Here is an 11936-nt window from a genome sequence, read left to right as displayed (position 1 = left end):
ACGTTGTCGCCGGTCTCGGTCTGCCATTTCGAGCCGTCGACGGCGGCACCCGCGGGGCCGTCGAAGTTGTCGGTGAACGCAGCCACCGCGGCGGCCGCGTGCGAGGCGCTGGGGGAGGCGTCCGGCGGAACCGCCTGCGCCGCACCGGTCGCGGCGGACGCGACCAGCACGGCGGAGAGGGCTGCGAACAAGCATCTTCGGAGCAGACGTGGAGAGGCCACGGCTCTTCCTTCCATACGGCGGCCGGGCGCACGGATGAGCCGACCGGGGTGGGGGATGAAGGCGTCGCCTCTTGATTTAAGGAGTGAAGTAAGAGTCAGTCAATACTTTGGTACGGACCACTGATCGACGCGCTCGCGTGCTGCGCCGCCACCACCGTCAGATCGTCGAACTGCGAGGTGGTGTAGGAGTCCAGCCCCAGGCCGACCTGGCCGTGGTCGTACGTGGTGTCGGAGACCTGGGCGACCTCCGTCCCATCGATCCGGGCCGTGATCGTCTGTCCGGAGAAGCCGAGCGAGAGTCGGTGCCAGGTGTCGGCTCCGGGGGAGGAGAGGCTGCCGCTCGCCAGGACACGCGTGGTCTTGTCGGGGGCGAGGACCTCGAGCGACCAGGTGCCGGCGTCCGACAGCTTCAGGTAGTAGCCCTGCCAGGCGTTGACGCGGCCGGTGCCGACGTTGTTGAGCTGGTTGACCACGCGGCCGAGCAGCGAGGCCGTGCCGGTGTGGTCGATCATCACCTTCGCCGAGACGGTGTAGTCGGTCCACCGGCTGTCACCGGACAACGTGAGCGGGGCGGCCACCCTGGACCACTTCGTGGGCGGCGTCGTGATGGACTGACGCAGGCACCGGCCGGTGCCCCGACTGCCGGAGGCGGCCTGCGGCGCGGTCGAGCAGGGCGCCACCTGGAAGGCGCCCTCCATGTCGGAGACGTAGCGCGGGATGGCCGCGGTCCGGTAGCCGTCGAAGGTGTCGCGGTAGGGAAGAGCCATGGTCCGGGCGCGGGGCGCGCTCGCCGCTGCACGGCCCTTGCCCCCGGACATGGTGGTGAGCGTCGTGACCGTGCCCGGCTGAAGGGTGATGCCGTGGCCGCCCTTCGCGTCCGGGGACACATCGTGACCGCGGACGAACCAGTCGGCCGGGTCGGTGGATTCAAGGGTGGTCGTCCAGCGATGCAGCGCACCGCGCGGCAGCTTGCCGGTCGGCGTGACGCTGACATCCTGCGGCGCGCTCGCCCCGGTCGTCTCGAACACGGTCGTGTACGCGGGCCGAGGGCCGGGGGACCGCAGAGTCACGTACGTGCCGCCGCCGTCGAGGTAACCGCTGGCGGAGTCGACGTAGCTCCAGCCCGGCCGGGTGAACTGCGCGGTCTGCGCGATGGTCCACAGCGTCGGACCGAGGTCGTAGTGACCGCTCCACGGCTCGTTGGCCTGGAGCAGACCGCTGCCCTGCATCTGGACGGTCGGGTACCAGGCGTACGCGGCGGGCCAGTTGATGAACGCCGTGATGCGGGAGTCGACGTACTCGTGGTTCATCTCTGCGGCGAGTCGCGTCGCACCGGTGAGGTAGTTGTTCCAGCCCGATTCACTGGCGAACAGCGGCTTGTCGAGACTGAGGGCGTCCGGTGAGCTGGAGCAGTGGACGGCGGAGCAGGGGTAGTGGATGCCGACGACGTCCGTGGCCGCGTCGAAGGCGGGGTCGTTCTTCATGTCGGTGGCCACCTGCCAGCCGGCGTTGTCGGCGGCCACCACCTTGACGTCACCATGGCCGTGGCGCACCAGGGCGGCCTTGAGCTTGCCGTACCAGGCGGCGTCCCAGCCCTTCTCGTTCCAGCCGCCGAGATAGTTGATGTGCAGGTCGTGCTGTTGCGCGCAGCCGAGCCACTGCATCAGATAGTCGATGTTGTCCTGCGACCAGAAGCCGCCGTCGAACCAGCCGGGCGCGCCCCATTCGAGGCCGTAGAACCGGATCTGCGGGTTGCGCTTGTGGGCCTGCTCCATGAGCCACCACTCGTAGCCGCGGTCGCAGTCAACCTGGGTGGGGGTGCGCATGTGGCTGGGCTCGGCGCCGTTGCTGGAGTTGGTGTCGGAGCCGATCTCCACCTTGAGGATCTGCAGCGAGGCGCCGTAACCGGGCTTGAAGAGATAGTCCAGGATGCGGCTGCGCTCCGGTTCGGGGTAGTCGACGAGCAGCCGTGAGGTGCCGCCGCCTCCGCTGATGGCGCCGATGCCGTCGAAGACGCGCCCGGTACCGGCGCCGTCCACGGCGATCTGCTGCACCGGTGGCGTGCCGGTGTCGGCGTGTGCCGTGGCCGGGGCGACGAGCGCCAGGCAGGACACGGCAAGGGCGCACACCGCGCGGGCGGCGCGTCCGGGGAGCCGGCGCAGCGCGCCGCTCCGTCTTGGGGTTCCGGGCATGGTTCTCCGTAGGTTGTCGGGCGGGTGGTTCAGACGGGCGCTTCAGAGGGAGACGTGGGTGCGGCCGGCGGGTACCTTCCGGCCTCGGGCACGGCCGTCCTTGCCGAAGACCTCGATGCGGGCGGGGCCGTCGGCGTTGATGTCGAAGGAGGCGCCGGAGGCATGGAGTACGAAGTTGCGGACGGCGACGCGGGCGCCGGTGGCCCGGAAGACGGTGCGGCCGTCCCGGACCAGCGTGGTCCTGTCGGGTCCGGCGGAGACGGCGTAAGTGTGGCCGCGCAGTTGGACGTTGGCGACGGTGTTGGTGCCCGGCAGTGAGAGCGTGCCGAACATGAGGGCCGAAGCGTCGCCGTCCCACGGATTGTCGGAGATGAGTTCGTGCAGGCCCGGCACGGCCATCGCGTTGGACCAGGAGTAGGTGCGCCAGGCGGTGTCGACGGCCGAGTCCATGATCGACTGCCCCGGCTCGGGGTCGAAGGACTCCGGGAACCAGTTCTCCTTGTCCCAGGCGTCGAGGTACATCGCGGCGCTGCGCGCGGCGAACTGCCCGGCGACGTGGTCGAAGCCGTACCGCTTGACGCCGTCGTAGACCGTGGCGTTCATCGGCGGCCACACCGCGCCCTTCCACTGCTCCGGCGCAGTGTCCTCGCCGTAGCGGTCGAAGAAGCGGAAGTGCTCGGAGTCGGGGTGCACCGGTCCGCCGGAGCAGTAGGCCGGATCGTTGCGGGCGACGCTGGGGACGACGTACTCACCCCAGAACTCCCTAGGATCGAGCAGGTGTTGCTCGACCAGGACGCGTGCGCGCTCCGGTGTGGCGATGCCTGCGAACAGCGGGTAGAAGACGGTCGGGGTGACGACCTCGTTCCAGGTGCCGTCGAGGTAGCGGCTCAGGTACAGGCCCTTCTCGGCGTGCCACAGGCGGTCGTTGAGCAGGCGCCGGATCGTCGCGTGCTGTGCGGCGAACCGCTGGGCGTCCTGCGGTCTGTCGAGTACGAGCGCCATCTTGGCCAAAGTCTCGGCGAGCAGCGCGTAGTAGGAGTTGAGCGCCACGTCGGTGAGGTCGGTGTTGTCGCGCTTGTCGCCGCTGCCGCCCTGCTTGGGGATGCGGTGGTAGTCGGCGTAGACGGGACTGTCGTCCAGGCCGAGGTGGTTGCCCCGGCCGCCGACCCGGTCCCCGAAGTAGGGGGTCTCCAGCAGGCCGTCGCGGTCGGTGTCCCACTCGGGCAGCAGGTCGTGGAAGGTGACGAGCGCGGGATACGTCTTCTCCAGTATCGAGCGGTCGCCGAACTTGGTGTACAGCCGCCAGGCCGCGTAGGCGTGCATGGGCCCGGAGTTCTGCTGGTCGTAGCGCGGCCCCAGCAGCGGCACCTGGTTGGGCGGCGCCGGGGCCTCGAAGACGTCCGTCTCGTGCTGCAGGGCGAGCGTCCGACTGACGAGGGCCGCGTTCACGGCGTCGAAGGCCGAGTCCCAACCCGTGAACAGGCCGCCTCCGCCGCCCCATCCCCACATCACGAAGTTGCGGTGGCGGTCCCGGTCGTAGTTCGTGTTGAGCGACAGCGCGTCGCGTACGGTGTCAGCCGCCCGTCCCACCGGTCCCGAGCCGGTGAGGTTGCCGCCGCGGACATGAGCGCCCGCGGCCAGCGTGCGCTCCACCTCGTGTGCTTCCGGCGCCTCGGCCTTGACCGTACGGTCGTCGACGCGGGCGGCGAACGTGATGGTCCGTCCCTTGCCGAGACGGTAGACGAGCGCGGCGACGGCGCTGCCCGGTGTGCCGGTGCCGCCGGTGACCGCCGCCGTCATGTCGGCGACCGAGGCGTAGCAGCCGCTGCTGTCGGCGGGTTCGGTGGGCGACAGCCGTACGTGACCGGTGCGGGTCGTGTCCGACAATCCCGGGGCGCTGCCCGTCAGACAGCTGCCGTCCACGGCGTAGGACGCCAACTCACCCCAGGGTGAGGAGAGTTCGAGCACCACGGTCGTGTCGTCGTCGAGTGCGGTGACGGCACCGACCAGACCGCTGCCGTCGCCCGTGCGGGCGTAACGCACGCGGATGGTGCGCTTCTCGCTCTGCACCTGGTCGTACTTCTGCTGCAGTTGCGGGAGTTTGGCCGTGGCATCGTCGACCTCGCTCTGCGACCACTGGTCGGGGTGCGCGATCACCTCGCGCAGCGCCTCCAGGTGCGCGGGCATGATGGTGCGGTCGTCGGTGGTGACCTGGACCTCCTTGTAGGCGCCGTCCGGGGCCATCGGACCGATCCGCCAGAGGTAGTTGGTCATCTTCTCGCGGAGCAGCTTGCCCTGCGCGGTGAGCAGCCCGACGCGCAGGGCGAACCGGGACTCGCCGGTGCCGACGAACAACGCGCCGGTCCAGTCCTGCTCCTTGACACCGGGCATGGCGAACGGCCGGCGCAACGTCGGATACGGCAGCTCGGGCCGGTGCCGGCCGGACGCGTCCACAAGCCCCTCGGTGCCGGTCGGAGCCGCCTCGGCCTGGCCGGCGCCCGGCACGAGGCCGATCGCCGCGCTGCCGAGCCCGGCCGCGCCGACGCTGCCGAGGAAGTGCCGTCGTGGCATCTGATGCGGTGCCATATGCAGTCCTCTTCTCTTGTTCGGTATTTCGGATGACGGTCGGAACATCGGGCACGCCTCGACGCGAGGTATGCGGAACGTCGGGCACACCTCGCCGCCGAGGTGTGCCCGACCGACCTCAGGAGGACGGCATGCCCGACTCGAACTGCCAGTGCCCGGAGCCCACTTGGTACACCGACTCGGTGTCACCGGCCCGCAGCAGACGTGCGCCGCGCGGAGCGTCCGCCCGGCCCTTCGCCGCCGGGACGTGGATCTCGGCCGTACTGCCGGCCGGCACGTCGACACTCAGCCGGAACTGCTCACCGGTCCGTTTCCACGCGGTGCGCGCCACGCCGTACGGGGTGCGGTACGAACCGGACGCCGACGTCAACTCGCCTGCCACCGCAGGGTCGATCAGCAGCTCGCGATAGCCGACCGAGTCGGCGGTCTGGTCGATCCCCGCGACGCGCGTGGTGAACCAGGAGTCGATCGCGCCGAGCATGAAGTGGTTCTGCGACTGCCCCGGTCCGCCGTCCCAGGACTCGCCCAGCGTCGTGTTGCCCGCCAGGACCTGGTAGCCGTAGCTGGGACTGGTCGTCTGCGTGGCGATCTTCTCGATGACGTCGTCGCGCCCGGCGGCGGACAGCACACGGAAGGCGGACGGCAAGGAGATCTCGCCGAGCAGCAGATGATGACCTGCGGCCTCGACGGAGGACGTGAAGTGGCTGAGCAGACGGTCCCGTTCGCCCGCCGGGTAGGCGCCCATGTCGAGGGCGAGGGCCTCGGCGCCCTGGCCGCCACCGCCGAACGTGCCTGTCGCCGTGGAGTAGTACGTGTCCGACAGCGCCCGGACGCTGGCGTCGGCCTTCGCCCGGTAGTCGTCGGCCGCGGCCTGATCTCCGAGGAGCGCGGCGATCCGCGCCATCGTGTCCACGACGCGCCAGTAGCCGTAGGTGCCCGCCACCGCCCGCGGGAAGGTGCGGTCGGGCGTGAACCAGTCGCCCAGGCCGTAGTCGAGGATCCCGCCGGAGACCTGCTTCTCAAGGAACGCCGCGTACTGCTGCATACGCGGGTAGTAGGTGCGCAGGGTGTCGACGTCGCCGTAGGTCGTGTAGAGCTGCCACGGTACGAGGACGAAGGCGCCGCCCCAGTTGGAGTCGTTGCGGTAGGCGCCCGGCAGGCTGGTGTATTCCGGCGCGGTGCTCGGGATCAGCCCGTCCTCGGTCTGTGCGTCCGCCATGTCCCGCACGATCTTGCGGAGTTGTGCCTCCATGTCGAAGTTGGCGGCCAGCGCCGGGAACACCAGTTGGTCCTGCTCCAGCCAGCCCAGCTTCTCCCGGCTGGGGCAGTCGGTGAGCACGCTCATGGTGTTGCCCTCGATGGCGCGCCGGATCAGTGAGTGGATGCCGTTGATCAGCGGGTCGGAGGTGGTGAGTTCACCGGCGGAGTCGTTGTCGGTGCGCAGCACCCTGCCCCGTACCGTGACCGTCGCACCCGCGGGAACGCCCTTCAACTCCAGGTACCGGAACCCGTGGTAGCTGAACGACGGATGCCAGGTCGCGGTGCGGGTGGAAGCCGTCGTGTAGCTGTCCCACACCGGCGATCCGATGTTGCTGATGGACTGGAAGGCGTGCCCGTCCTTCAGACTCTCGGCCGGGTAGATGCGTATCTCGCTGCCCGCGGGGGCGCCGCCGATCGTGATCTCCGGCCAGCCGGCGATGTTGCGGCCCAGGTCGAAGACGCGACTGCCCGCGGCCCCTTCGACCTCCTTGCCGGTGAGCGTCTCCACGTTCCGGATCGGCTCCGTCTCGCGGGCGCTGAGCACGGCCGGATCCTGCTCCGTGCCGGGGGCGGAGACGGTGACCGCATGCTCCCAGGAGGAGCGGTCGCCGCTCGGTTCGTCCCAGTGCGCTGTCTCGCGGCCGGCGTCGTAGTCCTCGCCGCCGTACCAGTTGGAGGAGGTCGTCGGGCCGAGCGTGGCACGCCAGTCGTCGCCGCTGGTGATCGTGCGGACGCTGCCGTCGGCGAGGGTCACCTCCAGCCGGGCGATGAGCTTGGGGTCACTGATGTTGCCGTAGAGCTTGCGGTAGCGGTCTGCGGTGCTGACCACGTTGGCCATACCGTTGCCGAGCGCCACGCCGATGGTGTTGGCGCCCTTGCGCAGCCGGTCCGTGACGTCGTAAGTGACGTACTGGACACGCCGGTTGTACGTCGTGTTGGCGGGCTCCAGGACGGCGTCACCCACCGGCTTGCCGTTGAGCGTGGCGTCGTAGATGCCGAGCCCGGCGATGTAGAGGCGAGCACTGCGTACCGCACGCGGAAGGGCGAAGTCCTTTGCGAGCAGGGGAAGTCCGGACGGCAGATACGGCTTCGGGGGCTGCTGGCCTGTCACGTGTGCCAGGCCGGTGAAGGGCCCGTCGGCCGTGTCACTCGCGGACAGGGCGTAGTCGGTGGGGAAGGAGGGGACGTTGCCGTCGTCGGTGAGGACGTCCGCCCGCGGATAGAGGGCCACCTCGTCGAACGACTTGGCCGACTTGAGGTCGAGGGTGAGCGTTACGGGATGGTCGGAGACGTCGGCGGAGTCATGGGCCGCGCTGGAGTAACCAGCCGCCGTCTGCAGGGCGCTGTTGGGCAGGCCGTCGACGGCGAGGGCGGGCTCCCAGGTCTTGCGCACCGTGTTCGTCTCGGACGCGGTGACTGCGGCGCCCTTGGCAAGACCGTCGGCCGAGGTGACGGAGTCGCGCACGTCGATCTCGCCCAGTTGAAGCCGCCAGGTGCGGGCGGGGAAGTTCTCCTCCAGCGGCAGACCGAGACGGGTCACGTCCAGACGGACGTAACGAGCCGTGGTGCGCGGCACCTTGACGACCACAGGATCGACGCTGCGATGGCTCAACTGCCAGTCGGGATGGGTGATCCAGTCCGCGTCCCAGTCCGACGAACGGGTCAGCCCGGTCTCGAACTCGGCCGGGGCGCTCCAGTGGGACGCCTGCCGCCCGTGCCCGGACCAGAGCATGACGCGCCAGTACACATGAGCGCGGGAGCCGAGCGCGCGACCGTGATACGTCGTCTCCGGCACCGCCGACGCCACCTTGCCGGAGTCCCACAGGTCGGGCCGCCCGGACCGCAGTCGCTGCGGCGAGCTGGCGGCCTGCACACGGTAGGCGCCCTGCACTGCGTTCGCGGCGTGCGCGGTGGTCTGCCAGCTCAGGTCGGGGGTGGTGTCGTCGATACCAAGTGCCGTGTCGAGATGCTGAGTTCGCAGGTCGCTCGCGGAAATGGTGGTGTCCGTAGTGGCGGTGGCGGTGGCGGTGGCGGTTACGGCCAGCACGGTGACGAACGCGGTCAGGGCGGCGGGCAGGACGAGCGCGCGGCGAGTGCCACCGCGTTTGCCGAGCCTCTCGGGCCTCACAGGTTTGTCGGGCCTTTCAGGTCTATCGGGCCTTTCAGGTCTATCGGGTCTATCGGCTCTGGGCATGGTGATCCTTGTGATCCTTGAGGACGGGGACCGACGGAGGGCGTTGCGTGGGTGGTTCACACGCGCTTGAGGTCGGTCGTGACGCGACGGTGGAAGCGGAACGTCACCGGACCGAGCAGCCCCGAGGGCAGCGGCTTGTTGCGTTCGTTGGACAGGGTGTTGGCGACCCGGACCTCCAGCCGGTTGTCGCCCGCGACCAGGTGATCGGTCACGTCGGTGACAAAGGGTGCCCACAACTGAGGCTCCAGCGCTGTGCCGTTGACGGTCACGGCCGCGATGTCCCGTACGTCGCCGAGATCGAGAAGGACGCGCCGCCCGTCGAGCTGCGCACGCTCCACGGAGACAGTGGTCGTGTAGGTGCCGCTGCCGGAGAAGAGCGGGTCGTGATCGGTCCAGCTGCCCAGCGGGCCTGTGACGGGTGTGGCGCCGTCGCGTTCAAGGGTGAGGGTCCAGTCGCCCGTGACGGCGAGCGGAGCGAGCGGATCGTCCACGCGGACCGTGCCCTCGTAGGTGTGGCCGCCGCTCGTGCCGGTCAGCCGGTGCACACCCGGTGCCGAGGCCTCGACGGTCGCGCGCAAGGAGCGACCGGCCTCCTGCACGGCGAGGACGGGCAGCGGCGAGGAGGTGAGGTGCGGCGCGGGCGGCCCACCGTGCCGCACCACCACGATCCGCGTCTCGTACGGTTCCAGCGAGACCGGCAGATGGATGCCCCGCTTGGAGGTGCGATACAGCGGCGCGGGGCCGGTGTCGCCGGTCAACGGGTCCCACAGCTCGGGTAGGCCGTCGACGGGCAGGGTCGCCGTGGTCTCGACGGCGGTGCCGCTCTCGTTGTTCAGCAGGAACGCCGTGTCCGCGCCCCGCGTGACACGGAGCACCCGCACCGCGTCACTGGCCGGTTCGAGCACGGCGGCGGCGACCCCAGCCTCGTGCGCGGCCGCCCGCAGACCGGACACGTCCGCCACCCGTACGGCCCGTCCCGCGCCGTAGCGGCGGCTGCTGGACTCCGCATCACCGAACAGGTCGGAAAGGCCACGGGCCAGCGAGCGGTCGTTGCCGTCGGCGTCATCGGCCGGCAGATCGCCGACCGCGATGACGGTCCCACCGGCCCGGACGAACGCGGCCAGCGTAGGGACGCAGGCCGCGTCCAGCGTGAACGTGTCCGGCAGCACCACGAGGTCGTAGCGCGCGGCGCCCACGGCGAGGGCGCCGTCGCGCACCCGAGCCCGGGACAGCAGCTGGTCGTCCCCGGCGAGCGCGCCCTCGTGGACGAGGTCGAAGTCGACCTGCGCCCGCTCCAGCGCGAAAGCGGCGTCGGAGAAGGCGCCGTCCACCTCGCCCTGCCGGTCGGTGCCCGTCCACTGCTCGGCGGCGCGCTGCGGCTGGAGCAGCGCGGTACGAGCACCGGAGGTGCCTCGGGCGACCTCCATCAGCCGCCCGATCCACTCGGCGAGCGGCCTCATCGCCCACCACCAGGGGGCCCGGGGTCCGAACGGCGGCGGGAAGTAGACGAGTGTCTCGTCGGTCCAAAGGGCGTGCAGCACCGTCAAGTTGACGCCGCGCGCTGCCTGCGCGCCGACCGTCGCATGCACGAACGACGGCGTGACCTGCCAGCCCATGTTCCCGAACATCTCCATCAGGGCCCGTTCACGGCCCATCTGGTGGGCGACGGACACCGGGTTGCGGGGCAGCATGGTCTGCTCCCCGGCCACGTACTCGGCGGTGATGATGTCGCCGCCGGGCACCTGCGCCCACTGGTTGACCTTGTGCAGGTCCCCGGTCGACGGAATCCGCTTGGCGGGCGCCGTCTCGTCGTACAGCGGATTGGTGATCAACGAGACCCCGCGCTCGTCGTACCAGCGGGACTGGCGCTCGAAGTAGCGGGCGAACCGGTTGGACACCGCCTGCCAGAAACGGCCGCGGGCGATCCGGCCGGGCCGCCCGAGATCGTCGAACGCACTGGCGTACGCCACTCCCGGCTCCACACCGACATCGCGCAACGCCCGGTCCAGCGTGGGTGACCACGGCAGCCGCTTGAAGTGGGCCTCGGCGGAGGCGAAGAACGGCTCGTCGTCCCAGAACCCCGGTATGACGGTTCCGAAGTACTTGCCGAAGCGGCGGTAGTACTCGCCGGGCACGATGTCGAGGAACAGCTTGACGGGCTCGTCGTCGAGCAGATCCACGTAACTGCGGCTGTAACCCTGGCTGTCGTCGATGAGCGGCACCCCGCCGAACACGTCGATCTGCCAACGTCCCGCAGGGACCGGCCACTTGGCGTCCCCGTCGAGCCGGTCCGTCAGGTCGACGACGTCGGAGGCGTCGGCGGAGGCCGCGGGGCGCGCCGCGGCGGCCACTGCCCGGGACGCCAGGGCGGCACGCTCGGGGAAGTCCCCGGCGGCGTCCGCCGTGTCGAAGGAGGACGTGTACAGGGTGCTGCCGTCGGCCGACGTGACGGACAGGCTGTCCCACAGACCGCGCTCGTCCCCGACCGCGCGCACGCCGACACTTCCCGTGGCGTACCGGTCGTCGGTGACGGAACCCTTGTCCCGGCCGTCCAGCGTGACGGACAAACTGTTGCCGCGCACGGACACGTTCAGCGTGTGGAACTTCGTCTTGTTGAAGCCGTCGGTGCGGGTGCTGCGCAGCAGCTCCACCGGCGCGGCGTCCTCTTGCAGGCGGAGCACGGTGACGACACCGGTCTGGTCGAAGCCGACCGCGTATCCGCCGAGACCGTCGGCGGTGGCGCGGACGACGAGCCCGGCCGCGGTGTGGTCGGCCTTCGCACTGCCGCTGACCGTGCAGTCGCTCCAGCTCTCTCCGCCGCGCAGGACCGCGGCACCGTTCAGCACATCGGCGTCGGCAACCAGATGACCCCCCTCCACGCCGACGCCCGTGCTGCGGTGCAGGTCGAAGGTGGCGGGTCCCTTCACCACGGTGGTCGACCGCCACAGAGCCTTCAGCCGCAGCTCCGGCCGGGGCGGGTAGGTGCGGGAGCCGACCGTGCCGCCCTTGACGATGTACTCCCCGGCCCGGCCGCTCGGGAAGTGGTCGTCGTTGAACAGCCACACCCGCATGCCCGTGCGCTCTGCGGTGCGCAGGACATGGCCCACGATGTCGAACCATCCCTCCGTGAAGAAGGCGGGCTGCATCTCGGCGTTGTCGAAGGAGAACAGGACGACCTCGTACATGCCCTTGTCGCGCAGGTCCGCCATCTGACGGTCCACAAGGTCGGGGGTGACCGGGCCGTTCCAGTACCAGTAGACGGTCGGCCGGCTGTCCTTGGCGGGGTCGGCGAAGCCGGGAGCGGAGTAACCGCGGCGCGTGGTCTCGGTGGTTGGTGCCGCGGAGGCGGAACCTGCCGCCCAGGCCGGCACGGGCAGGCCCGTGGCGAGCACGCCACCGGCGACGCCGGCCGCGACGACGAACGTGCGTCTGGGAAGGGGGTGTTCGGGCTGTGGTGCGGGCATGGAGGGTCCTTTGTGCGGG

4 protein-coding genes and 1 pseudogene are annotated in these 11936 nt (G+C 70.2%); all 5 read right to left on the bottom strand.

The genetic code is table 11. The annotated features are described in order from the left end of the window. A pseudogene (locus tag JYK17_RS34295) lies at positions 1-221 on the bottom strand (1,3-beta-glucanase); the annotation flags it as partial. A 95-nt stretch (positions 222-316) separates the two neighbouring features. Then, entirely contained in the window at positions 317-2413 is a 2097-nt protein-coding gene (locus tag JYK17_RS34290) for a glycoside hydrolase family 30 protein (RefSeq protein ID WP_222811912.1), read from the bottom strand. A 42-nt stretch (positions 2414-2455) separates the two neighbouring features. Next, the gene (locus JYK17_RS34285; protein WP_222811911.1) at positions 2456-4999 is read right to left on the bottom strand and encodes an MGH1-like glycoside hydrolase domain-containing protein; all 2544 of its coding nucleotides are present in this window, start codon (positions 4997-4999) and stop codon (positions 2456-2458) included. A gap of 118 nt (positions 5000-5117) precedes the next feature. After that, the gene (locus JYK17_RS34280) at positions 5118-8387 is read right to left on the bottom strand and encodes a family 78 glycoside hydrolase catalytic domain (protein WP_222811910.1); all 3270 of its coding nucleotides are present in this window, start codon (positions 8385-8387) and stop codon (positions 5118-5120) included. A gap of 122 nt (positions 8388-8509) precedes the next feature. After that, a complete protein-coding gene (locus tag JYK17_RS34275) occupies positions 8510-11917 on the bottom strand; it encodes a glycosyl hydrolase (RefSeq protein WP_222811909.1) in 3408 nt (1135 codons plus the stop codon). Positions 11918-11936 lie beyond the last annotated feature (19 nt).

It is taken from the genome of Streptomyces plumbidurans (genome assembly GCF_019857225.1).
Taxonomy (GTDB): Bacteria; Actinomycetota; Actinomycetes; order Streptomycetales; family Streptomycetaceae; genus Streptomyces; species Streptomyces plumbidurans.
This window is presented reverse-complemented; position numbering and strand designations above follow the sequence as displayed.

Bases quoted from the DNA above. Each gene is read 5' to 3' on its own strand.
- JYK17_RS34285 (WP_222811911.1), bottom strand. From the start codon at position 4,999: ATGGCACCGCATCAGATGCCACGACGGCACTTCCTCGGCAGCGTCGGC.
- JYK17_RS34275 (WP_222811909.1), bottom strand. From the start codon at position 11,917: ATGCCCGCACCACAGCCCGAACACCCCCTTCCCAGACGCACGTTCGTC.
- JYK17_RS34290 (WP_222811912.1), bottom strand. From the start codon at position 2,413: ATGCCCGGAACCCCAAGACGGAGCGGCGCGCTGCGCCGGCTCCCCGGA.